The organism is Streptomyces sp. NPDC048481 (assembly GCF_043200075.1).
In the GTDB taxonomy this organism is placed as follows: domain Bacteria; phylum Actinomycetota; class Actinomycetes; order Streptomycetales; family Streptomycetaceae; genus Streptomyces.
This window is the reverse complement of the sequence record NZ_JBICXC010000010.1, coordinates 52,891-75,478: the sequence shown is the minus strand read 5'-3', so window position 1 is coordinate 75,478 and position 22,588 is coordinate 52,891. Positions and strand designations below refer to the sequence as shown.

Sequence of the window (22,588 nt, the reverse complement as noted above, 5' to 3'; positions counted from 1 at the left end):
GGTGGAAGGAGTGTCCGCCGTGGCTTCTCCCACTCCGCACGGCGTGCCGCAGAGCCTCGGCGCCTCCGCTGTGCCGCCCGATCTGGCCGGACTGCTGCGCGACGGCCTGGAAGCGGTGGCCGACGAGGTGGAGAAGGAGGTCCGCAGCCAGGTCCCGGAGTACGCCCGGCTGGACGACGGAACGTACCGCGCGCGTCTGCGGGGCGGCGTCGTCCAGGCCCTCACGCTGTTCGTCGACCACATCGCCGACCCGCGCGGGCAGGGGAACGCCATCGCGGCGACCTACTACGAGATCGGCCGGGACGAAGCCCTGGAGGACCGGAGCCTGGACGCCCTGCAGTCCGCGCTGCGCGTCGGCGGCCTGGCGGCCTGGCGGCAGTTGAGCCGTACCGCCGGGGAACTCGGGCTGGACTCCACGGTCGTGGCGGCCCTGGGCGAGCTGGCGTTCCGCACCGTCCACGAGGTGGCGGAGGCGGCCGCCGCCGGCTACGCGGAGGCCCGGCTGCGCAGCTCGGACGAGCTGGAGCGCCGCCGCAAGCGGCTGCTCGACCTGCTGCTCGGCGACGGCCCGGTGTCACCGGAGGCCTTGCAGGACCTGGCGCACGGCGCACGGTGGTCGGTGCCGCCGCGTGTCGCGGTCGTCGCACTGGCGGCCACGCCGGAGCAGCGCGAGGAACGGCCGCTGGCGGCCGCCGGTGCGCTGGTGGACATGGAGTCCCGCCCGCCCAGGATGCTGGTGCCCGACCCGGACGGTTCCGGCCGGTTCGCCGGGCAGGCCTTCACCCTCGCGCTGCGCGGCCGGCCGGCGGCGATCGGCCCCACGGTGCCGCTCATCGAGGCGGCCCGGTCGCTGCACTGGGCCACCCGAGCGCTGGGGCTGATGGGCCGTGGGGTGCTGCCCCGGCAGGGCGTGGTGCGGTGCGTCGACCATCTGTCGACCCTGCTGCTGCACGGCGACGAGCCGCTGCTCGCCCACTTGGAGTCGCAGGTCCTCGCGCCGCTCGGCGCCGTGTCCGAGGGACAGCGCCCGCGGCTCGCGGAGACACTGCTGGCCTGGCTGCTCAGCGGCAGCAACGTGCCCGACGTCGCCGCACGGCTGCACGTGCACCCCCAGACGGTCCGCTACCGCCTGCGCCAGCTGGAGAAGCTGTTCGGCGACGCGCTGCACGAACCCGCCGCCCGGCTGGACCTCATCCTGGCCCTGCGCGCCGAGGAGCTGCGGCGCCCCCGCGACTGCGCGACCTAGCCGATTCGGCGCCAGCCGGCGGTCGCCCGGCTTTGCCTCACTCATATCGGCAACAAAACTGCGGGAGTTTCTGCATTCCCGTCCATAACAGCTCGGCATGACAAGCGAATACGTTCGCGGTGTCCTTTCCCCCAGGCGCTTCAAAGCGCCCCACCCGCAAAGGATCCCCATGCGTATTCGCTCCTGTCTGACCGCGCTCTCCCTGCTCGGCGGGGTCGCGCTGGCCGGCCTCACCGCGCCCGCCGCATCGGCCGCGGCCTGCTCGGACATCGACGTCGTGGCCGCTCGCGGCACCTTCGAGCCGGGCACACTCGGTCTCATCGTCGGCGACCCGGTCTATTCCGCTCTCCAGCGGAAACTGACGGGTAAGAACCTCTCCAGCTACAGGGTGAACTATCCGGCGGACCTTTCGCTGACTTCGGCCGCGCAGGGCAACGCGGACGTGGTGAACCACGTCAAAAGCCAGGCGGCGGCCTGTCCGAATCAGCGCTTCGTCCTCGTCGGTTATTCGCAGGGCGCGAACGTGGTCGACAACTCCATCGGCGTCAGCAGCGCCGGCGCGGTGGTCGGCAGTCCCATCGTCGCGACGATCCCCGCGGCACTGGAGCCGCGGGTGGCGGCGGTGCTGCTGTTCGGCAACCCGATCCGGGCCCTCGGCAAGAGCGTCACCGGTGCTTACCAGAGCCGCACGGTCGACTTCTGCGCTCAGGGCGATCCCATCTGCCAGAACGGCGGGGGAGACGTGCTGGCGCACCTCGGCTACACCGCGAACGCCGAGGCGGCGGCCGTCTTCGCCGCGGGCAGGATCTGAGCGCCGGCTCCGGACGAAGTCCCTGCGGCCGGTCGCAGAGGCAGGCTCACGGGGGGGAGGGGCCCGGGAGGCGAACAACCTCCCGGGCCCCTCCGTGTGGCGGGGACGTGGTCAGCGGGGGGCGCGTGCGAACGCAGTCAGAGCGGTCGAGACGGGCTCGGGCCGGCCGTCGTTCTGCACGGGAGCCGCGGTCAGCACGTCGAGGTGCTGGTAGCCGTCGGCGACCAGGGGGTGCAGGTCGGCCGGGATGCGGCCTGCCAGCAGTCCGTCACCCGCGAGCACGGTGAGCACGGGCCGCGCGGTGAGTCCTTCCGGGTACGCGACGAGCCGCTTCACCTGCGGGGAACCGGCGAGTTCGAGGTCGGTGACGAGTTTGGTCGGGAAGTACTGCTCGGTGAAGTCCAGCGGCTGCTCGGCGAGACTGCGGGCCAGTTCCCCCAGCGCGGTGACCTCCTTGCCGGCGGCGGTGAACGGCGTCCCGTCGGCAGACCGGTACCCCGGGTCGTCGGGGTCGCCGACCCGGTCGTAGTCGCGCCAGGTGTACAGCGGCCCGTGCGGCCGGTCCGGGATGGCCTTGTACGCCGTGCCGAACAGTCCCGGCTGCTGCGTGCCGCCGTTGGCGACGGGGAAGCTCTTGTCGGCGACCGGCCCTCCGTCGAAGAAGCCGACGCTGCTCTGCAGGAACGCCAGGGGCACGGAGTTGTCGTCCATAAGCGCCCCCAGTACCGCCGCGTTGGTGAGGCGGAAGTCCTTCACCGCGGGCGAGCCGGTGAGGAACGCGCCGGCGTCCTTGGAGAACAGGAAGCGGTTGGTGGCCTCGATGTTGGCGCCGGAGGGCAGGTAGGACGGCAGATCGGCTCCACCGTCCGGATCCCGCACGGCGCCGAGACCGGCGACGGCCAGCAGTGTCATGGTCTCGGGGTTGAGCAGGACCGGCGCGGACAGCGAGCGCGGCAGCACACCGCTGTCGAGCCCGGCTTGGACGACACCGTAGCCGAGGCCGATGTCGGGCAGGTTCGTGTCGTCCGGGATGCTGCCGCTGAGGTCGCCGAGCGTGGTGGAGACGGTCGTGTCGAGGGCGAAGTAGCCGGCGCACTGGCGGTAGCCGGCGTCGGCGGTGGTGGCGCGGTCGCCGTCGAAGTCGGCGGTCGCGAAGTACCCGGTCACGACTCCGCCGAGCGAGTGGCCTCCGCACAGCACCTTGCGTGCCCGCACGGCCGGGTCGGGCAGTTCGGCGACGAGCAGCTCGTACTGGTCGCGCACGGTCTGCTCGATGCCCAGCCGGGCCATCCACCCCAGCCGCTCGTTGCCGGCGAACCCGGCGAAGGTGCGCCCGCCGACCGGCCTTCCCCGGTAGTAGTAGTCGACGGCCGCGTGCTGGTCTCCGGACTCGATGCCGGTGTGGTCCTCAAGGCAGTTGGAGCGCCGGTCCAGGGCCCAGAACTCGATGTGCAGGCCCTGCTCGGCGGCGCGTGCGACGGTGTTGCGGGCGACGCTGTCGAAGGCTCCGGCGCCTTCCAGGATGCCGGGCTGGGCGACGAGGATCCGGTCGGCGTCGGCCGCGGCCGCGGGGCCGTCGGACGAGCGGTAGCGCAGGTACGACAGCCAGTCGCACGCTGCTGGGCGTGCTCCGAAGAACGCCGGAAGCGGCGCCTTCACACGTACCGCCGACTCGGTCACCCCCATGACGGGACCGGACGACACGACGGGCGTCTCGGTCCGGCCGGTGAGCCCCTGGGCGTCCGGTGCGGCCCCGTTGAGGGCTCCGGCGGTCAGCAGCACCGCGAGCGCGGCACTGCGCAGGGCTTGCGCGGTTCTTCCTCTGCGACTCGTGTCCATGGCTGGACGGTAGGGCCGCGGGGAGCGGGCGACCGGGCCTTGCTCACAACAACGCAGCGACCGCCCGGGCTTTTGTCAGTGCCGCACGAGGGGATGTGGACCGCAGCGGGCCCCCGCATGCCGGTTCGCGTACGGGGGCCCGCCGGAGGGGCTGCCGGGAGTGGGGTGGCGGCTCGCACGGAGCCACCACCCGTTCTCAGCCGGCCGGCACGGCGGTGAGGTCACCCGCCGTCGAGCGGGCGCGCCGGGCGTCTCGCAGGGCCGCGTCCAGCTCAGCCGCGCCCTTCTGCAGGATTGACGCGGTCGACGCCGGGGACGCGGTCGACGGCGACACACCACCGCCCGACGGCGGTGGTCCGCCACCCGTGTTGGGATCCGACGGCGGAGGTCCGCCACCCGTGTTGGGATCCGACGGCGGAGGTCCGCCACCCGTGTTGGGATCCGACGGCGGAGGTCCGCCACCGGTGTTGGGATCCGACGGCGGCGGGCCCGGAAGGGAGACGCAGTTCGACCTGCCGGACTCGGCCGCGCCGTTGATCGCGGTGACGCAGAACTCGAAGTTCCAGTAGCCGGGGAACAGGAAGGCGATGCCCCGGCCGGTGTCGTCGGTGACGTACTCGTCGGATGTGAAGGCGCCGTCCTCGGTGGCGTTCCGTACCCAGACCCGGTATCCGGCGGCCTCCTTCGAACCCTTCCAGTCCAGCTGGACGGTCGTGGCATCGACGGCCCTGGCCTTCAGGTCCGTCGGGGTGGGCGGCGTGCCCGCACCCACGGTGACCGAGCGGGCCACGCCGGGCATGCCGCCGCCCGCCCGGTTCCAGGTGACCACCGCGACGAGGTAGTGGTGGCCGGGTTCCAGACCGTCGACGTGCGCCGACCTCCCCTTGACGGCCGTGCTCTGGAAGAACGCGCCGGGGGTGTCCTTGTCCCAGAGGATGATCTCGTAGCGGTCGATCGTGTCCGTGTACGGGCCCTTCGGGGCGTCCCAGGACACGTCGACGCCCGTGGCGGTGGCACGGGTGACGATCCTCTCGGGCGGGGCCGCCGTCCTGGGGTCCGCGACAGCGCTGACCGTCGGGGACCACGCGGACGTGCCGTCGTCACCGTTGTCGGTGCGGACCTGGTACTCCCACTTCCAGCCGTCCATGGTCCAGGTCGTGTCGAAACGGTTCGTCGCGACCGGCAGCTCGCTCCACACGGCGCTGCCCGCGATCCGGCTGCGGACGGTGTAGCCGTGGGCGCCGAAGACCGGCTGCCAGGTCACCTTGATCCCGCTCGGGACGGCCTCGGCGACGAGACGGGACACGGCGGGCGTCTGCCTGGCCGGGGCCGTGCGGGGAGCGTCGGGCACGAATCTTCCGATCCCGAAGTGCCGGTGCAGGGTCTGCTCGAAGGCCCGGGCGATCTGGAACTCGCCCAGGGCGTTGGGGTGCAGACCGTCGTACGCCGCCGGACACGCCTTGGGGGCGCAGTCGTACGCGCCCGCCCAGTCGACCAACTCGGCCGGGGAGGTGAGGGTGCTCCAGGAGGGGATCGCCTTGGCGAGCATGTCGTTGTACGCGGCGGTCGTGACGGGCAGGTCCTCACGGCCCCCGATGGCGGACCGCTGGGGGACGTTGGCCACGGCGAACCGCAGGTCGGGTTTGGCGGCGCGCGCGTTGTCGACCAGGGTCTTCACGCTGTCGAGCGTGCCCTGGGCGCCGCTGACGAACCACCCCATGTCGTTGAATCCGAGGCCGACGAGCAGCAGGTCGGGCCTGTACTGCGTGACCATCGAGCCGATCAGCTTCTTGTCCTGGGCCGCCTGGCGCCCCCAGACCGCGAAGTGGTCGCTGTCGAAGCCCTCGTCCACCCCGGCGGCGTACCGGCCCGAGACGGGCGGGTTCTCGACGGAGGGGCGGGCGGGCTCTCCCTGGAGCGGCGGCACGGGGGGACCGACGGGGTCGGGATGGTTCTTGGTCCCCTTGTACGGGCCGACGAAGTCGACGTCGACGTGCTGGCTCCTGAACCACTGCCACAACCGGTAGCGCCAGGTCCAGTCCCCCTCGTCGCCCTGGGACATGGAGTCGCCGACGACCATCACCCGCAGCGGTGTGGCGGTCCCGCCGATCCCCCTCAGCCGTTCGAGGGCCTCCAGGAGCTTCGGCCCCATCCCCTCCATGCTGCCGGCCATGAACGTGAGCACGTCGCCGAAGGCCTTGATCCTCGTTGCGAAATGCCGCAGGGAGACCTGGATCCGCGTGATCAGGGAGGTGGTGCCGGCAGCGGCCCAGTTCATCAGCTGTCCTGCGAAGGCCCCGCCGACCGCGCCCCACATCGCGACGGCCAACGCCTCCTTCCAGACCTCGGCGTCGCCGAGCGACCTGCCGTCGAAGTAGGCGTTCATCAGCTCGCCGACGAGCGCGCCGAGCGCGCCGCCCACGGCTCCGCACACCGGGGCGGCCGCGGGCGCGCCCACGTTGAAGGCGAGCAGACACACCGCCGAGGACGCGATGGTGATGCCCAGAGAGACGCCGGCGGCGATCCACTTCTGCCACCAGTTCGCCGCGGTGCCGATGCCGCCCGCCGGGGCGATCAGCACCATGCTGTCGTCGACGGCGTGCACCTGCCCGTCGAAGTCGGGGCCTCCGCCCTGGGGCGGATAGACCCCGACGCTGTCGCGCTGGGCGCGCTTGGTGAACGACTCCGCCAGGCTCATTCCCGCGCGCTGGTCGGCACGCGTCTCCTCGACCAGCGTCCTGGCCAGGTCGCGTGCCTGCTGGCGGCGTTCCGGCACGTGGAAGTCGAAGGACATGACGAGGTCGTCGTCGCTCTTCGCGAGCGGGCGAAGGGCCCCCGCGTCCTGCGCGCAGCCCATGCGCAGGGTCACGGGCCCACCGTCGCCGGAATCGGCGGTGAAGGAAGTGGCGTGTGTGGCGCACGCCTTGACCTGCGCGGCCTCGGGGCCCTGAGCCGCGGCGGGTTCGGCGGCCGTGGTGAACATCAGCGCCAGCGAGGCCAGCAGAACCAGTAAGCCGTCGCTCACGGAACGTCGCGCCCGGCGTCTCTTCCGTAGCGCTCCTGAAGTGCGCACGTCGGCGCTCCTTTCGCATTCCTCGGGGCGGACTTCGACAGACGCGCGAACAGCGCTTCTCATGGGCGTTCCGCCCGGCCGCGGGTCCTGGATCGACAACGCTGTCGATCTTTCCGCGCGAGCGAGCCGCCCCACAATGAGCTCCGAGTGCAAGAATGAGGGCAGCACCGGGCGCGCTCAGACCTCCACGAAGCGCGAGAGCGGCTCCTTGCGGACCTCCGCCCTTCTGTGCGGGCTTCAGGGAGATCCGCCGCAGACGCAGGCGCAGGCGCGACAGCCGATCGTCACCGACTGGACCACCACTCTCACTCGCTTTGTACTGAGTTGAGCGAGCCGCACGTGAGCCCGGACCGGCCGTGTGCCGAGGCGTCGTCCTGGGGTCATTCCTTTGCGGCACGGGACATCGACCCACTGCGCGTCGATCGACGCTGACCCAGCCTTTACGATCTTCACATGAGTGACCGGGACCCGGCGGCCGATGAGCTGCAGACGAGCCGGCTGTCGCTACGACGTCCGACCGAAGCCGACATCGATGCGATCTTCACGATCCATCATGATCCCGCGACCTGCCTGCACAACCCCTCCGATGCGCTCACCCGGCGCGACGAGGCCGAAGAGCTGTATCGACGCTGGAACGAGCAGTGGCAGCGCCACGGCTACGGGTACTGGGTCGTCCGGCGCCACGACCGCGATCAACAGTTGGGCTTCTGCGGGATCAAGCCCATGGAACTGCAGAGCCAGAAGGTCCTCAACCTCTTCTACCGCTTCGCCACTTCGGCCTGGGGCCAGGGCTACGCCGGTGAAGCCGCCACCGCGGTGACCGCCTGGGCGTCCCGCCACGTTCCCGAGCTGCCGCTGATCGCCCGTGTCCGGCCGGCCAACACCGCTTCCCAGCGCGTGGCGATCCGCGCCGGCCTGACTCGGGCAGAGCACCTCGACGACACCGGATACGACGGCTACGACTGGATCTACGCAGCGAAGCTGACGAACTGATGTGCCTGTGACCCAGGGGCCGCGGGTGCTCTGCCTGCTGCACTGGCACGGCGAGCCCCCCTACGGGCTGACCGCCCTGGGCATCGCCCCGGACCGGCTGACCGAGGCCGAGGAGAAGGCCGCGGCGGCCCTGGCCGGCCTGGCCCTTCCCGGTTCATGGGTGGACGCGGACCCGGCACTGCGGCGGCACCTCGTCGCCGCGTGCCGACCGGTTCCGACGGCCGGCCTCTGGCACGTCACGGACGACCGTCCGGCCCTCGACGAAAAGCACGCCCGGCACGACTGCCTTCGCGCCCTGACCGCCGAGTGGCCCGGCACCGAGGCTCTGCCGACCGTAAACGCCGACCGGCTGCCGGGGCTGACCGCCCTCGCCCGGCTCACCGCCCTGGTCTGCCGGATGCGGCCGGAGGTGTGGCTGGAACCCGAGGAGGACCTCCTCGACATCTACGACACCTACACGGTCGGTGCCCTGCCGTAGCCACGACTCGGCCGGTACGCGAAAGGTGTCGCGTGCGTGGGGCAGGTGGCGTCGACGCATTCGCCCCGACCTTGTGGTCGCCGAAGCGCATTCTTGCCTCACTCGGTGCCGCGGCGGGTGCCGGCGGCTGGCGCGGTCGCCCTGACGCCGGCGAGCGCGTCCGCGGCGAGCGGCTGGGGCTGCCACTTGGTCTCCAACCACGCAGACAGCCACACCAACTCCTCACCTCCAGGCCGAGATGCTTTTCCGTCGCGCCTGCCGTGTCGATGTCCTTGCTGGCTCGAATTGCGCCGTTCGTGTTGATGCGGGCGGCGGCAGCACCAGCCAGTCCAATGGCACGAACAGGGGAAGAGCGCCTCGCAGTCCACTTTCGCTGAGGCGCACCCAAAGGGTGGCGGAGGCAGAGGCCCTGAGGGGTCGGCACACCGGGGAGGGCTGCTTTTCAGGGCACCGGCGCCGTTGCCGTGGACGCACTCAGTGCATAGGAACGTGCCAACGTGGTCCAGGCCGTACCACGCGCTCGGGCCGCGTGACGGCGAGAAGCGGTCGTCGAGCAGCCTCCCGAGGAGAGGTTGTAGTGGACGCCGGCCACGGTCGCCATCGCACCGCCCACCACCGCAGTCCACTTGTGCAGAGCGTCCAGGCCAGGGTCAGGCGGGTCCCGGCGCCGTGGCGGGGTGGGCGCTCAGCGCGGCGTCGGTGTCGGGGTAGGACGGCATGATGGTGCTGAGGCCGGCCAGGGCGAGCATCCGCAGGAGGCGATCGGGAACTGCGGCCAGGGTCAGGGAACCGTGTGCGGTCATCGCGCAGCGCATGATGCCGATCAAGGCGTTGAAGCCGGAGGAGTCGCAGAAGGTGACCCCGCTCAGGTTCAGGATCATCTGGGGATGTCCTTGGACGATGATGTCCAGGGCTTCCTCGCGCAGCGCGGCAGCGGTGTGCAGGTCGATCTCTCCAGCGACGCGGAGGATGGCCAGGCGGCCGTCGGTGTGGGTGGTCGTGAGGGTGAAGGCAGCGGTCACGGGTCAGTGCTCCTGGCCGGTGCGAGCGGCGTCATCGACGGGCGGGGCGGCCAAGGTGCAGGCAGTCGACGCGGTGGACGGTTGCCCGGGGGCCGGCGTCAAGGGCACCGACAGCGCGAGCAGGGCGACGTCGTCGCCGGGACCTGCGGGCAGCCCGGCGATGAGGGCGATGGTGTCCTCGATCAGGCGGCCGGCGTCGGGGGCGGTGCGGTTGGCGAGAAAGGCTGCCACGCCTTCCTCGCCCAGCATGCTTCCGTCCGCGAGGCGGGCCTCGGTGAGCCCGTCGGTGTAGAGCAGCAGGCCGTGGCCGGGGCCGAGGAGGAAGGTGTGGGCGGCGAACCGGGCGCCTTCCAGGGCGCCCACGAGCGTGCCGCCGAGGGGGCGCACCCCCTGCACCACCAGCCCGGCCTCCTCGCCCTGCGCGTGCTGGACGTGAAAGGCGGGAGGATGGCCCCCCATGGCCACGGTCACGGTGAAGCCGCCGCCGGGGGCGCCCTGCAGGGTGCCGAAGACGCAGGTGCAGTACCGGCTGCCCATGGAGGGATCCAGCAGCAGGGCGCTGTTGAGGGCGTCCAGGACGTCGGTGGGATCCTCGTGGTGCTGGGCGGCCTCACGCAGGGTGTATCGAGTCAGGCTGGTGACGACGGCGGCTTCGGCGCCCTTGCCGCACACGTCGCCGAGGAAGAACGCCCAGCGCTGTCCGCCCAGGGGGAAGACGTCGTAGAAGTCGCCACCCACATCCCGTGGCGAGTCGGTCTGGTAGTGGCAGGCCAGCTCCAGCCCCGGCACCACCGGCAGAGCTGGGGGCAGCAGCGTCCGCTGGAGGGTGGTGGCGAACGCGGTGATCGCCTCCGTGTCCCGCTCCGCTCGCGCCCGCGCCTCTTCCTCCCCCTTACGGCGCTCCTGCTCCTCGCGCAGCAGCCGCAGGCCCGACAGCCGCAGTTCCATGGCGTCCAGGACCATCGCGGCCAGGTCGGCCAGAGTTGCGGTGTCGGCCTCGGTGATCAGGCGTGGCTTTGTGTCCAGGATGTTGACCGTGCCCAGCCGGTACCCGTCCGACGTGATGATGGGTGCCGCCGCGTAGAACCGCACTCTCAGGGGCCCGGTGACCAGCGGGTTGGTACAGGCGACCGGATCAGTCAGAGTGTCGGGGATCACCAGAGTGTCATCGCGCATGATCGCCGAGCCGCACAGCCCGGGATCCCGCCCGATCTGCGCGATCCCGTCCAGCCCGTGAATGGCCTTGAACCAGATCCGGTCGGTATCGACGATCGTCACGCTCGCCACGGCAACGTCGAACAGTCGGGCGGCCATCGCCGCGACCCGGTCGAACGCCCCGTCGGGCGGGGTGTCGAGGATGTCGTAACGGCGCACCGCCTGCATACGCGCCGCTTCCGCATCAGCCGGTGGTACGGGCTTCAGCCGAGGACCATCCGGCGAAACGGCAGGGACACCTGACATCGCTCAGCTCCTGCTCTGCGCAACGGAACCGGTTCAGCGCCCAGCCCTCGAATCCAGACCCTACGGCAGCAGGGAAGAGGCCGGCACCCACATTCCCGTCCCGCCGTCTCCGTGATGCGGTGTACTGCCGGGTTCGGCGTGCCGGGCCGGCTGCGACCCCCGTCGCAGCCGGCCCGGCACACCGGCCGGGACGCCACGATCCCTGGGGCCGGCCTTCCCCTCACAGGCACCCTCATGACCGGCACCGGGATACCGAGGGCGACGAGTTAGTCGGTGACTGATCTCCTGGATGGGGCAGCGCCATCCGCCTGCGCCGCAGGACTGGCGGGCCGCCCCCTGGATGCGACAACGACCCCTGGCGGCTGCGCCCGAAGTGCACGGCTTTGTCGATGATCAGTCAGCCGTGGGTACGGGTGCCAGGCGTCGCATGAAAACCGCCTGGACGCCGCCGTCGAGGAGGTCGTCCGAGCGGGCGAGGAATTCCTCGAGGTGCGGCCGTTCCAGGTTGGCGGCGTGGTCCTGCCGATTGCGCCAGACCTCGTGGAAGTGGAACGAGGCCGGGTCGTTCACGTCGACGTGCAGGTCGTAGCTGATGCAGCCGGGTTCGCTCAACGTTTGCGGCACGAGGGCAGTCAACGCTTCCCGAAGTTCCTGTTCCCGTCCAGCCCTTGCCCGCAGCCGGGCGACAACGGTCAGGCCTTCGTGATTCACGGATGACATCAGTTGGTGCTCCTGGTATCTGGCCTGGCACGAGCGCCGGGCTTGCGAACACCGACGCTAGAAAGAACCGGTCCGGGTGTACAGTCCAATCGCGTGCCTGCTGACCGGACCAATCGCGCCACCGGCCTGCTCGTGGAGCTCCCCGACGACGGCCGTCCGATGCACGAGCGCCTTACCGGCGCGATCAGGCTCGCCATCGGGCAGGGTCGGCTCGGACCCGGGCATCTGCTTCCCTCCAGTCGTACGCTCGCCGCGGAGCTCGGCTGTTCCCGGTGGGTCGTCAACGAGGCGTACGGCCAACTCACGGCCGAGGGCCAGCTGCAGGCCCAGCGCGGTTCGGGTACCCGGGTCGCCGGCACCAGGAGCGAGCCGGCACCGAAGCGGAGCGCCGCTCCCGAGGTCCCGCCGTGTCGGGCAGACCTTCGGCCCGGCGCCCCGGACATCAACGGATTCCCCGCCGCTGCCTGGACGCGGTCCCTTCAGCACGTGCTCACGGTCGCCGACTGGTCGCCGCCGGTCTTCCCGCCCGCAGAAGGCGTGCCTCGCCTCCGCGAGGTGGTCGCGGCCTACCTCGGGCGGGCTCGAGGTATCCGGGTGGAGAGCGAGGAGGTATTGATCACCTGCGGCACGTCGCACGGGATGGCCGCCGTCGCGCGCGTGCTGAGCACCGGGGCGGATTGCGGGGTGGCGGTTGAAGATCCCGGTTGGTTCCGCCTGCGGGAGGTGGCCGCCGCCGCGGGCTTGCGCACCGAGCCGGTCAACGTGGACTCTTCAGGTGTCGACGTCGAGGCGGTGCGCCGGGCGGATGTCTGCGCGCTGGTCTGCGCGCCGGCCCACCAGTTCCCTACCGGAGCCGTGCTGTCGCCCGACCGTCGTCGGGCCCTGCTGGCCTGGGCTGCGCAGAGTTCTCGCCTGATCGTGGAGGACGACTACGACGCCGAGTTCCGTTACGACGGCAGGCCGGTCGGCGCGTTGGCCGGTCTCGGGCGCGAACATGTCGCCTATCTGGGTTCGGTCAGCAAGACATTGCACCCCGGTCTGCGGCTGGGCTGGCTGGTGCCGCCCGCCGGCCTGCTCAGGCCGCTGCTTTCGGCCCTGGAGACGACCGGCGGCGGCCCCAGCACGCTCGAACAACTCACCTTCGCGCATTTCGTCGAGACCGGCGGCTACGACCGGCATCTACGGCGGACCCGTAAGGCGTACCGCACCCGACGCGACGCTCTGGTCGCCGCCCTGACGAGACACCTCGCGATCAGCCCCGACGGAATCGCCGCCGGTCTGCATCTGACGGTGCCGTTGCCGCAGGGCACCGATGAGCATGCCGTGGTCGCACGGCTGAGTGAGCTGGGCGTCGCGGTGGTGCCGCTCGCCCGGTACACGATCAGCCCGAAGGCGCCTGCCCTCGTCATCGGGTACGGCCGGCTCGCCCCATCTCGGGCGGTGTGGGCTGCCGACCGGATCGCTGAGGCCGTTCGTGAGTGCGGGTGAACCGAGGCCGAGCGCGTGAGTGCGCAGCTCGGCCATGCGTCCTCCGATACCGGCGACGCGCAGAACCCCGCGAACCTGAAGACAGTCGGTCCGGATGTAGCCGGACCGGCACACCGGCCCACCCGCGATCGCCTTTTTGCGCAGGTCGACGACGACGCCTGAACCGCTTCGAGAGCGCCCGCCGCCGGGTCTGCCTGACGACGAGGCTCGCCGACGACAGCGCCCTGGCGCCACCGGGCCGGGATCACCGCTCGCCGAGGTCGGCGGCGCTGCCCGGCGTGACGGGCCTCCAGCGCCGACCAGGCGTTCGCCGACTGCTGCTGGACGAGGCCCCTGTTCCCGAGCCCCGGTCCGGGCTCAGGCGCGCTGTGCCCAGTCCTGGTCCAAGCGGTCGCTCAGGCCCGCGGCGGCGAAGGCCGCCTCCAACTCGTCGCGGCCCTCGGTGAAGTGGGCCCAGCTGTCGTGGTGGACCGGGACGACGCGGCGGGCGTCAAGAATCCGGGTGGCCTCGGCGGCCTGGGCGCTGTCCAGGACGACGGGTCGGCCGTCGAAGAGCATGGGGAAGCGCGGTGCTCCGGCGAACAGCAGGGCGGTGTCGATCGGGGCGAAGCGGTCGGCAGTCTCCCTGACCGCGTCGAGCGAGGCGTTGTCGCCGCTGACGTAGACCGTCGGCAGGCCCTCGCCCGTCAGGACGAAGCCGACGACCTGGCCGGTGAGGGGCTCGATCTCCTCCCGCGCTCCGGGGCCGTGGATGGCCGGGACCGCGGTCACGGTGATGGTGCCGCCGTCCGGGCGCTCCAACTCGGTCGACTCCCAGTCGGCCAGGCCCTGGGCCTTCGCCCCGAGGCGCTCGCCGCCACCGGGCGTGGTGAGGGTGAGAGGGACGTCGATGAGCAGAGCGCGGCCGGAGGTGTCGAGGTTGTCCGCGTGCTCGTCGTGGGAGAGCAGGACCACGTCGATGGGACCGAGGTCTGCGGGGGCAGCGGTGGAGGGGGCGGTCTTGGACAAGGTCGGGCCGCCGGGCGAGGCGTAGTCGCCGGGGCCGTCGAAGGTCGGGTCGGTCAGGAAGCGCACGCCGCCGTACTCGAACAGGGCGGTGGGACCGCCGAATGTGCGCACCGGGAACTGGCCGTGGTTGAGCTGGGACATCGTCATCACCGTTTCTCACGAATAAAACCTGCTTTTAGCGTGACTGAAGGCTAGGCAGGCATCACGGAAAAACGCAAGCGCTACCATGACAGGTATGGACGACACCCTGGCCGCCGACGTGGCACCGACCGCTCTGCCTCCGGTGCCGGGTGCCGACCGGTACCCCTCCCTGGACTTCGCCGACACCGCTGCCACCCTCCCGGCCGGCCAGAGCTACGACCTGCTCGCCGCCCCGGAATCCGCCATGCGCTGGCTCGCCGTCCGTGACCTGACCACTCCGGACGTGCAGCTGTACGAGGTGTGCGCGCAGCGGATGCGCACGCTGCGCGCGCACATCCGCGCCCTGTTCGCCGCCCGCGTCGACACCACCACCCCGCCCGAGGACTCCCTGCGCGCGGTGAACGAGGCCCTCACGGCCGTGCCCACCGCCCCCCTCCTCGCCTGGGACGGGGCGCGGGGGCTGCGTCGCGTCCAGGCGCACCCCACCGACCAAGCCGTCAACCACGCACTGGCGACCCTCGCCGCCGATGCCGCCGACCTGCTCACCGGTCCCGACGTCGACATCCTCGCGGCATGCGGATCAGCCCCCTGCGACCGATTCCTGCTGCGCACCCACGGCCGGCGCCACTGGTGCTCCACACGCTGCGGCGACCGCGCCCGCGCGGCCCGCGCCTACGCCCGGCGCAGCGGCGGCTCGGACTGACGCACCCTCCATGCGGGCGCGAACCGTAGCGGCCCTCCGTCGGTTCTCGACGGCGTCCACAACCGCATCGCGGAGGGCTGCCACCACGCCCCGAACGGCAGGTCGCAGCCGAGCCCCACCAGCAGAGCTCCGCACAGTGATCGTCATGCGGTCGTCACCGCCGTCGGCACTGCCGGCGCGCAGCTCGCGAAGTCCGAGATTCGCTATCGGGTCGCTGACGACCGCGAGCTCCAGGAGACCGTTCTCCAAGAGGCCCAGGACCGGGTAAGGCGGGGTCCGCCCTCGGAGACGTGGCTGTTCACGGGCCGTTCCAGCCGCTCGTCCTCGGTATCCGGCCAGGCCCGATGGCTTTGTGCCATTCGTCGGCAACTGCCCTGCGACATCACAGAGCCGCGGCTACACAGAAGGCTGGGGATGGCGTGCCGCTGTCTCCACAAGGTGATGCCCGGCGCGTTGTCGTGGCAGGAGTTCGAAACGTACATCGCCGATCTGTGCCGACGGGACGGTTGCCGAGGCGTCGTCAGCGGCAGGAGCGGCGACCTGGGTGCGGTCGTCGTCGGCTGTCTGGCCGACGGCCGCAAGCTGGTCGTCCAGGTGAAGAAGTACGCACTGCAGTGTGTCTTCGTCGGACATGCAGAAGTTCGTCGGCACCGCCCGCCTCGAACACGGCGCGGATGTCGCGCTGTTCGTCACCACCTGCCGCTCATTCACGAAGGCTGCCCTGGGCCTGGCGCTGCGCCAGGACGTCGTGGCCCTGCACCGCGACCTGTTGGGCTCCTGGGTCAAGGGCGCTCATCTGGAGACCCTCACCCCGCTGAGCGGCAGCGGCGGCGGTACCAGGTCGCGCTCCTCCGCCTGACCGGCAGGCTGCTGTCCGGACGGCCAGGGCATTGCCGGCGGCAGGACGGGGCCGGTGCCGAGCATGAGCGCGGTCAGTGTCGGCGCACGGGTGCCCCGGTCTGGCATCGGCGCGATCGGCGCGACGGTGGACACGGAGACCTGCGGCAAGCCACGCTGCCCCCATGGCCCGGGGATGCCCAGAGTGGTTGCCCGGCCCGGCGCCAGGCAGGTAGCCAGGGTCAGCAGTGCCCGGGATGATGCAGACGATGGCTCGGTCTCCTCGTGGGCCGAACAGGGGCAGGGTCTCGACAGTGTTCATGTCCTGGGGCCGAACCGGTGTGGGGCTCGGTGGTGTCGAACTCGGCCGCTTCGCTGGGCCGCAGCGTGAAGTCCTGGCCCCGCGAGGACGAGGCGTAGCCGGCCGGCGAGGACGGAGAGCCGTTCGTAGCCCTCGTGAGCGATCAGTTCCGGCTGGCGGGGGGTCAGTACTTGCTGCGCAGCACGGGCAGCCGGGGCCCCATGTCATCGAGAATCTGTTCCAGCTCCGCATTTCGGGGCTCGGTGTTCATGGATCCATTTTTGCGGTGTCAGCAAAATTGGTGGGCTTCGACTCTCGTTCGGGCCGAACCTTGCCGGGCACTGTTCCCCGACATCAGAGGTAGACCGTGACCGCGACGACACCCCTGGCTCAACCCGTGCTGAGTGCGCGCAGGCGTTGGACGGTCTTGGCCGTCTGCTGCCTGAGCATGTTCCTGGTGGGCCTGGACACCACCATCGTCAATGTGGGCCTGCCGGCCATCGGGAGCGGCCTGGACGTCGACACGCGCGGTCTCGAATGGATCGTGGACGCCTACACCCTCGTCCTGGCCAGTCTCCTGATCTCCTCCGGCGCACTGGCGGATCGCTTCGGACGGCGCCGGGTGTTCCAGTGCGGGCTCGCCGCGTTCGGCGCGGCCTCGCTGGCCTGCGCGCTCGCGCCGTCGGCGGGCGTACTCATCGCGGCCCGCGCTCTGCAGGGCGTCGGCGCCTCGATGCTCAGCCCCGTGGCGCTGGCGATCGTGGTGAACGCGATGCCGGACCCGAAGGAACGGGCGCAGGCGATCGGCATCTGGGCGTCAGTGTTCGGGCTGAGTATGGCCGCTGGTCCCGTCACGGGCGGTGCGCTGCTCGCGGGGCTCGGCTGGCGGGCGCTGTTCTGGATCAACGCACCGGTCATCGCGGCCGCTCTGCTGCTCAGCGCGGTGTTCGTGCCGGAGTCCCGGGCACCGCGGGCCCGGCGCCTCGACCTGCCCGGCCAGGTCCTGCTGACCGTGATTCTCGCGGTCGTGGTCGGCGTCCTGATCGAAGGGCCTCGCATCGGCTGGACATCGCCTGCGGCGCTGGCGGGATACGCAGCGGCTGTTGTGGCGACAGCCGGATTCGTGTGGGTCGAATCCCGCCGACGTGAGCCGCTGATAGATCCGCGGATCTTCAGGAGCCCGGTCTTCAGCGGTGCCGTCCTGGGCGCGGTGGCGGTCTTCGTCGCTCTGACCATGACACTGCTGCTGAACACCCTCTACCTGCAGCACACCCGGGGATGGACGCCGCTGGCCGCCGGAGTGGCGACTTTGCCCCTGGCCATCGGAGCGACTCTCTGCGCCCCCTGGTCCGGCCGCATGGTCGGCCGCACGGGACCGCGGCTGCCGCTGCTCCTTGCCGGTGGTTTCCTCACGGCCGGCGGGCTCTGCATGGTCCGGCTCACTCCACACACGAGCGTGTTCCTGCTGCTGGCCGCATACTCGCTCATCGGCGCCGGGTTCGGCTTCGCCAACGCCCCGATCACCAACACCGCGGTCAACGGACTGCCACCCGCCCGTGCCGGCGTGGCCGGGGCGATCACCTCCACCGCACGGCAACTCGGCTCCGCCCTCGGCATCGCTCTCGCCGGCGGCCTGGTCACGGCCACCAGCCCGACGGGGCTGGCACATGCGTCCCGCCCGGGCTGGATCCTGGTCGCCACCTGTGGCGTGCTGGTCTTCCTCGTCGCCCACGTATCACGGCCGAAGGAGGCCACCGCCGGCCCAGTCTCCCCGCAAGGGCGGTGAGCTACCCGGGTTTCTCCGCGCCCACGACCGGATCAACGTGCGCATGGAGGTGCTGTTGCCGGTGGGCGCGTCAACCGTCTTCATCGCTCTCTTCACCCGGCCCTCGGAGCGGGCGATCGGTGTCGGGGTGGTCGTTGTCGGCCTGCTCGACGACCTGATGCGACAGGTAGCCGCCGGCTGTCCGGACCACGGGGGACACGCGGGTGATGCCCGGCTCGACCGGTCCGGGTCCTACCGTTGCCCAGCCTTCCCAAAGGGCACCCCCGTTCGCGATGCCCCCAGCCCGAAGGCGGACGACCCGGCCGCCGGCCCGGCCGCCGCGCTGCGGGCGCCGCCGGAATGCCACACCGTCGACCGTACTACCTCTTCGGTTCGAAGGGCACCTGCTGCAGCGGCGTGAACAGCACCTACTACACGGCGGTCGGACGGTCCACCAGCATCACCGGCCCCTACCTGGACCAGAACGGCACGGACATGGCGTCCGGCGGCGGGACCACCGTCCTCACCGGCGCCTACCCCAGAGTGGCCGCCGGTGGTGCCGACGCCTACGACGACGGCACCTCCAAATTCCTCGCCTACCACTACTACGACGGCGACGACTCGGGGCAGGAGACCCTCGACATCCGACAGGTGACCTTCACGAACGGCCGGCCCGTCCTCGCCGGTCCGCTCGGCGCCGCCAACAACCACCTGCTGAACCGCAACAGCGCCAAATGCGCCGACGTCTGGGGCCTGAGCACGGCCGACGGGGCGGCGGTGGACTCCGGCAACTGCAACTCCGGGGCGAACCAGCAATGGGTGCCCACCGCCGTCGGCTCCCGCTACCAGTTGGTCAACGTCAACAGCGGCAAGTGCCTGCAGATCTCCGGAGGGTTCACCGCGAATGCGGCCGTCGCCGTCCAGTCGACGTGCACCGGCGCCTCGCACCAGCTGTGGACGAAAACGGCGGTCATCGGCGGCTTCGTCACCCTCACCAACGTCAACAGCGGCAAGTGCCTCGAGGTCGCCGGAGAGTCCACCGCCAACGGTGCGGCCCTGGACCAGGCAACCTGTGCCTCCGGCGCGAACCAACAGTGGATGGTCGTCTGACACCGCCACATCCCTGAGCCCACGGAAGGATTCATCCCGTCTCGCAGGGCCCCCATACAGCCAGCCGGCCCTGCGGCCGTCCCCCGTGCACGAGTGCCACCATGCCCCACGTCACCCGTCGGTTCGGTCGGTTCCGGGTTCCGCCTCGAAGGTTTCACACGTTGGTCCGAGGCACGCACCCCCGTCCGGCCTCGCCCGTCGGCGGTGCCGGCCTGACCCCGGCGTCAAGTCGAACGGCGGCGCCCGGCTGGGTGCCGCCGCTCCGGGTGACGTCAGTCGGCGCCCCGCTCCGCGGGCGAGGCGACGTTCTGAGTGGTGGACCAGGAGGCGAGCAGGCGCAGGCCCTCCTCGTCGACCGAGCCGGGTTCGGCGGTGTAGACGGTGAGGGTGAGGCCGGGTGCGGCGGCCATCTCCAGGCCCTCGTAGGCGAGGGTGAGGTCACCGACGGCGTGATGGTGGAAGCGTTTGGTGCCGGTTCCGTGGTGGCGGACGTTGTGGGCGCCCCAGCGGGTGCGGAACTCGGCGCTGCGGGTGGACAGCTCGCCGACGAGGTCGTGCAGGTCCTTGTCGTGGGAGTTGCGGCCGGCTTCGGTGCGCAGGATGGACACCACGACGTCGGCGGCCTGGTCCCAGTCGGGGTAGAAGCGGCGGGAAGCAGGGTCGAGGAACTGGAAGCGGGCCAGGTTCGCCTGGTTGCCAGGCGTGGCGTAGGCGTCGTCATAGAAGGCGCGGGCGAGCTGGTTGGCCGCGAGCAGGTCCATGCGTCCGTTGCGGACGAAGGCCGGGCCGGCGGTGACGGCGTCCAGGACCCACTGCAGGCTGCGGTGCGCCTTCCACTGCGTGCCGCGGCGCCGGGGGCGGGTGAGGGCGTCGGAGCCGTCGGCGGCCTGCGCGAGGTTCAGCAGGTGGGCGCGTTCGGCGTCGTCGAGCCGGAGGGCGCGCGCGACAGCTTCGAGGACGGCCGGTGAGGCGCCGGCGAGGTTGCCGCGCTCCAGCTTGGCGTAGTACTCCACGCTGACATCGGCGAGCGCGGCGACCTCACTGCGACGCAGGCCCGGCACCCGTCGGCGGCTCCCGGAGGGCAGGCCCGCCTGCTCGGGATTGATCTTGGCTCGCCGCGAGGTCAGGAACTCGCGGACCTCTGCTTGGTTGTCCACGCCTTCGACGGTACGTCCCGCCCGCGTCCGTAGGGATGCACTGGCAGTACACCCCTTGGTGGTGTCTCGCTCCCCGCGCGAAGAGGGGGTTACCTGGGTGACGTGGTGCTTTTCACCCCGTCATCATGACGGGCTCTTGCACCTGACCCTGCACTCGGCGACGGCCCCGGCACCGGGAGCCGTACACCTCGGCACGCGAAGGAAGCTCTCTCATGCGCGGAGCAATGATCTACGCCCCCGGCGACATCCGCTTCGAGTCACTGCAGGACCCGAAGCTGCTCCACCCCACCGACGCGATCATCCGTACGGCCGTCACCTGCGTCTGCGGGTCCGATCTGTGGCCCTACCGCGGCGCGGAGCCGATCGGCGACCCGCACCCGATGGGACACGAGTACGTCGGCTTCGTGGAGGAGGTCGGCTCCGAGGTCACCGAGGTGAAGCCGGGCCAGTTCGTCGTCGGCTCCTTCGCCACCTCGGACAACACCTGCGCCAACTGCCGAAACGGTTTCCAGTCCAACTGCCTGCACCGCGAGTTCATGTCCACCTGCCAGGCCGACTACGTGCGCATCCCGAACGCCCAGGGCACGCTGGTCGCCACCGACGAGGTGCCCGGCGAGGAGTTCTGGCCGGGCCTGCTGGCCGTCTCCGACGTCATGGGCACCGGCTGGTGGGCTGCGGACGCCGCCGAGGTGAGGCCCGGCTCGACCGCGGTGGTGGTCGGTGACGGCGCGGTCGGCCTGTGCGCCGTGATCGCGGCGAAGGAGATGGGCGCGGAGCGGATCATCGCCATGTCCCGCCACGAGAGCCGGCAAAAGCTCGCCCGGGAGTTCGGCGCCACCGACATCGTCGCCGAACGCGGTGACGACGGCGTGGCGAAGATCAAGGAGCTGACCGGCGGGATCGGCGCCGACAGCGTGCTGGAGTGCGTCGGGACCGCCCAGTCCATGAGCCAGGCCCTGCACTCCGCCCGGCCCGGCGGCAACGTCGGCTTCGTCGGCGTCCCGCACGAGGTCGCCGTCGACGGGCAGGAGCTGTTCTTCTCCCACGTCGGCCTGCGCGGCGGCCCTGCCCCTGTGCGCCGCTACCTGCCCGACCTGGTCAACCGCGTCCTGGAGGGCAGGATCCGCCCGGGCAAGGTCTTCGACCTCACCCTGCCCCTGGACCAGGTCGCCGACGGCTACCAGGCGATGGACGAGCGCCGCGCGGTCAAGGCCCTCCTCAAGCCCTGAACTTCCCCACCCCGCGCAAGGAGCACTCCGTGCAGATCACCCGCAGCTCGGTCGACACCGTCAAAGGGCCGGCCGACTGGTTCACCGGCGACGTCTACATCGACGCCGTCGCGGCCGCCCCCGCACCGTCCCGGGTCACCGCCGGCCTCGTCCATTTCATGCCCGGTGCCCGCACCCACTGGCACCGTCACCCGCTGGGTCAGACCGTCTTCGTCACCGAGGGCGTCGGCCTGTGCCAGCGCCGCGGCGGCCCGGTGGAGGTGATCCGGCCCGGCGACCGGGTGCTGTTCGAGGCCGATGAGGAGCACTGGCACGGCGCCGCTCCGAACCGGCTGATGGTCCACGTGGCCATCAACGAGGGCGACGACGACCACGACGTCGTGCACTGGCTGAACCCGGTCACCGACGACGAGTACACCGCCGCCACAGCCACCGACTGACATCGCGGACCGCGCAGCCCTGCGCCCACACCGTCCTCACCCGAAAGGCTCATTGTGACCACGTTCGCACTCGTCGGCGCCGGCCCCGGACTGGGGTTGGCCGCCGCCCGCCGCTTCGGGGCCGCCGGCCATCACGTCGCTCTCCTCTCCCGCAACGCCGACCACCTCGGCGCCCTCGCGGCCGAACTCGACGGAGGCGGCGTCCGGGCGCGCGGTTTTACCGCCGACGTTCTCGACCCGGCCTCCCTGACCGCGGCCCTGGACACGGCGGCCGAGGAGCTCGGGCCGATCGAGGTCCTCCAGTTCAGCCCGGTGCCCCACAGCGACTTCATGAAGCCCGTCCTGGAGACGAGTGCCGCCGACCTGGACCCTCCGCTGGCCTTCTCCGTCAAAGGCCCGGTGACCTGCGTGCACGCTGTGCTGCCCGGGATGCGGGAGCTGGGCCGGGGCACGCTGCTGTTCGTCAACGGCGGCAGTGCGGTACGCCCGAACCGCAAGGTGGCCGGCACCTCGGTCGCATTCGCCGCCGAGAGCGCCTACGCGGCGATGCTCCACGACGCCCTCGCATCCGAGAACATCCACGCCGCCCAGCTCATCGTTCCCGGCGCGATCCACCCGGACGCCGAGCACTCCAGCCCCGACGTGCTCGCCGAGCGCCTGTACGCCATCCACACCGAGCGCGGCGCGTTCCGACACTACGCCGAACCCATGCCCACGTGATCACCCTCGGGGCACCCCTCACGAACTCCGCGGTTCGCCTCGGACC

20 protein-coding genes and 1 pseudogene are annotated in these 22,588 nt (G+C 71.2%); 14 read left to right on the top strand and 7 right to left on the bottom strand.

Going from position 1 to position 22,588, the window contains the following annotated elements; translation table 11 throughout:
- Window positions 1–19: 19 nt before the first annotated feature.
- Both ACGFSH_RS26640 and ACGFSH_RS26635 read left to right on the top strand, forming a co-directional pair.
- A complete protein-coding gene (locus tag ACGFSH_RS26640) occupies window positions 20–1,246 on the top strand; it encodes a helix-turn-helix domain-containing protein (protein ID WP_393352982.1) in 1,227 nt (408 codons plus the stop codon).
- Window positions 1,247–1,415: 169 nt separating this feature from the next.
- Complete coding sequence (locus ACGFSH_RS26635; protein WP_393353280.1) at window positions 1,416–2,057, top strand: cutinase family protein; 642 nt, start codon at window positions 1,416–1,418, stop codon at window positions 2,055–2,057.
- Between the two features lie 111 nt (window positions 2,058–2,168).
- Here ACGFSH_RS26635 and ACGFSH_RS26630 read toward each other — a convergent pair whose 3' ends face one another.
- Window positions 2,169–3,896: a hypothetical protein gene (locus tag ACGFSH_RS26630; protein WP_393352980.1), complete on the bottom strand. Its 1,728-nt coding sequence runs from the start codon at window positions 3,894–3,896 to the stop codon at window positions 2,169–2,171.
- A 196-nt stretch (window positions 3,897–4,092) separates the two neighbouring features.
- Complete coding sequence (locus tag ACGFSH_RS26625; protein WP_393352977.1) at window positions 4,093–6,921, bottom strand: fibronectin type III domain-containing protein; 2,829 nt, start codon at window positions 6,919–6,921, stop codon at window positions 4,093–4,095.
- A gap of 501 nt (window positions 6,922–7,422) precedes the next feature.
- Here ACGFSH_RS26625 and ACGFSH_RS26620 point away from each other — a divergent pair.
- Window positions 7,423–7,962: a GNAT family N-acetyltransferase gene (locus ACGFSH_RS26620; protein ID WP_393352974.1), complete on the top strand. Its 540-nt coding sequence runs from the start codon at window positions 7,423–7,425 to the stop codon at window positions 7,960–7,962.
- A 1-nt stretch (window position 7,963) separates the two neighbouring features.
- A complete protein-coding gene (locus ACGFSH_RS26615; protein ID WP_393352973.1) occupies window positions 7,964–8,440 on the top strand; it encodes a hypothetical protein in 477 nt (158 codons plus the stop codon).
- Between the two features lie 650 nt (window positions 8,441–9,090).
- Here ACGFSH_RS26615 and ACGFSH_RS26610 read toward each other — a convergent pair.
- From ACGFSH_RS26610 to ACGFSH_RS26600, 3 genes are all read right to left on the bottom strand, one after another.
- Entirely contained in the window at window positions 9,091–9,462 is a 372-nt protein-coding gene (locus tag ACGFSH_RS26610) for an STAS domain-containing protein (RefSeq protein WP_393352971.1), read from the bottom strand.
- Between the two features lie 3 nt (window positions 9,463–9,465).
- The gene (locus ACGFSH_RS26605; RefSeq protein ID WP_393352969.1) at window positions 9,466–10,845 is read right to left on the bottom strand and encodes a PP2C family protein-serine/threonine phosphatase; all 1,380 of its coding nucleotides are present in this window, start codon (window positions 10,843–10,845) and stop codon (window positions 9,466–9,468) included.
- A 471-nt stretch (window positions 10,846–11,316) separates the two neighbouring features.
- Complete coding sequence (locus tag ACGFSH_RS26600) at window positions 11,317–11,643, bottom strand: putative quinol monooxygenase (RefSeq protein ID WP_393352967.1); 327 nt, start codon at window positions 11,641–11,643, stop codon at window positions 11,317–11,319.
- Window positions 11,644–11,736: 93 nt separating this feature from the next.
- Here ACGFSH_RS26600 and ACGFSH_RS26595 point away from each other — a divergent pair, with 93 nt between their 5' ends.
- Together ACGFSH_RS26595 and ACGFSH_RS26590 are read left to right on the top strand one after the other, a co-directional pair.
- Entirely contained in the window at window positions 11,737–13,131 is a 1,395-nt protein-coding gene (locus ACGFSH_RS26595) for a PLP-dependent aminotransferase family protein (protein ID WP_393352965.1), read from the top strand.
- Between the two features lie 15 nt (window positions 13,132–13,146).
- Window positions 13,147–13,293, top strand: coding sequence for a hypothetical protein (locus tag ACGFSH_RS26590; protein WP_393352963.1), 147 nt, complete (start codon window positions 13,147–13,149; stop codon window positions 13,291–13,293).
- 195 nt (window positions 13,294–13,488) lie between these two features.
- Here the strand turns inward: ACGFSH_RS26590 and ACGFSH_RS26585 are convergent, their stop codons facing one another.
- Window positions 13,489–14,286: an MBL fold metallo-hydrolase gene (locus tag ACGFSH_RS26585; protein WP_393352962.1), complete on the bottom strand. Its 798-nt coding sequence runs from the start codon at window positions 14,284–14,286 to the stop codon at window positions 13,489–13,491.
- Window positions 14,287–14,374: 88 nt separating this feature from the next.
- Here ACGFSH_RS26585 and ACGFSH_RS26580 point away from each other — a divergent pair, with 88 nt between their 5' ends.
- From ACGFSH_RS26580 to ACGFSH_RS26560, 5 genes and pseudogenes are all read left to right on the top strand, one after another.
- Window positions 14,375–14,983, top strand: coding sequence for an ABATE domain-containing protein (locus ACGFSH_RS26580; RefSeq protein WP_393352959.1), 609 nt, complete (start codon window positions 14,375–14,377; stop codon window positions 14,981–14,983).
- A 414-nt stretch (window positions 14,984–15,397) separates the two neighbouring features.
- Window positions 15,398–15,842: pseudogene (locus tag ACGFSH_RS26575) on the top strand (restriction endonuclease).
- Window positions 15,843–16,488: 646 nt separating this feature from the next.
- Window positions 16,489–17,907: an MFS transporter gene (locus tag ACGFSH_RS26570; protein ID WP_393352957.1), complete on the top strand. Its 1,419-nt coding sequence runs from the start codon at window positions 16,489–16,491 to the stop codon at window positions 17,905–17,907.
- A 43-nt stretch (window positions 17,908–17,950) separates the two neighbouring features.
- Window positions 17,951–18,307, top strand: coding sequence for a hypothetical protein (locus ACGFSH_RS26565; protein ID WP_393352955.1), 357 nt, complete (start codon window positions 17,951–17,953; stop codon window positions 18,305–18,307).
- The gene (locus tag ACGFSH_RS26560) at window positions 18,304–18,996 is read left to right on the top strand and encodes an RICIN domain-containing protein (RefSeq protein WP_393352952.1); all 693 of its coding nucleotides are present in this window, start codon (window positions 18,304–18,306) and stop codon (window positions 18,994–18,996) included. The genes ACGFSH_RS26565 and ACGFSH_RS26560 overlap by 4 nt, the downstream gene beginning before the upstream one ends.
- Before the next feature lie 272 nt (window positions 18,997–19,268).
- On the opposite strand, the gene ACGFSH_RS26555 is transcribed toward ACGFSH_RS26560, so the two are convergent.
- Window positions 19,269–20,153: a helix-turn-helix transcriptional regulator gene (locus tag ACGFSH_RS26555; protein WP_393352950.1), complete on the bottom strand. Its 885-nt coding sequence runs from the start codon at window positions 20,151–20,153 to the stop codon at window positions 19,269–19,271.
- Window positions 20,154–20,365: 212 nt separating this feature from the next.
- Between ACGFSH_RS26555 and ACGFSH_RS26550 the strand changes: the two genes are divergently transcribed.
- From ACGFSH_RS26550 to ACGFSH_RS26540, 3 genes are read left to right on the top strand one after another with little or no spacing between them, the layout of a single operon-like run.
- The gene (locus tag ACGFSH_RS26550) at window positions 20,366–21,382 is read left to right on the top strand and encodes a zinc-dependent alcohol dehydrogenase family protein (protein ID WP_393352947.1); all 1,017 of its coding nucleotides are present in this window, start codon (window positions 20,366–20,368) and stop codon (window positions 21,380–21,382) included.
- 29 nt (window positions 21,383–21,411) lie between these two features.
- Window positions 21,412–21,822, top strand: a complete 411-nt coding sequence (locus tag ACGFSH_RS26545) for a cupin domain-containing protein (protein ID WP_393352944.1) — start codon at window positions 21,412–21,414, stop codon at window positions 21,820–21,822.
- Between the two features lie 54 nt (window positions 21,823–21,876).
- On the top strand, window positions 21,877–22,542 hold the full coding sequence (locus ACGFSH_RS26540) for an SDR family NAD(P)-dependent oxidoreductase (RefSeq protein WP_393352942.1): 666 nt from the start codon (window positions 21,877–21,879) through the stop codon (window positions 22,540–22,542).
- Window positions 22,543–22,588: the final 46 nt, after the last annotated feature.

Excerpts from the sequence above, each read along its gene's own strand:
- ACGFSH_RS26600 (WP_393352967.1), bottom strand. The coding sequence starts at position 11,643 with ATGTCATCCGTGAATCACGAAGGCCTGACCGTTGTCGCCCGGCTGCGG.
- ACGFSH_RS26565 (WP_393352955.1), top strand. The coding sequence starts at position 17,951 with ATGGAGGTGCTGTTGCCGGTGGGCGCGTCAACCGTCTTCATCGCTCTC.
- ACGFSH_RS26585 (WP_393352962.1), bottom strand. The coding sequence starts at position 14,286 with ATGACGATGTCCCAGCTCAACCACGGCCAGTTCCCGGTGCGCACATTC.
- ACGFSH_RS26620 (WP_393352974.1), top strand. The coding sequence starts at position 7,423 with ATGAGTGACCGGGACCCGGCGGCCGATGAGCTGCAGACGAGCCGGCTG.
- ACGFSH_RS26605 (WP_393352969.1), bottom strand. The coding sequence starts at position 10,845 with ATGCAGGCGGTGCGCCGTTACGACATCCTCGACACCCCGCCCGACGGG.
- ACGFSH_RS26550 (WP_393352947.1), top strand. The coding sequence starts at position 20,366 with ATGCGCGGAGCAATGATCTACGCCCCCGGCGACATCCGCTTCGAGTCA.
- ACGFSH_RS26635 (WP_393353280.1), top strand. The coding sequence starts at position 1,416 with ATGCGTATTCGCTCCTGTCTGACCGCGCTCTCCCTGCTCGGCGGGGTC.
- ACGFSH_RS26630 (WP_393352980.1), bottom strand. The coding sequence starts at position 3,896 with ATGGACACGAGTCGCAGAGGAAGAACCGCGCAAGCCCTGCGCAGTGCC.
- ACGFSH_RS26580 (WP_393352959.1), top strand. The coding sequence starts at position 14,375 with ATGGACGACACCCTGGCCGCCGACGTGGCACCGACCGCTCTGCCTCCG.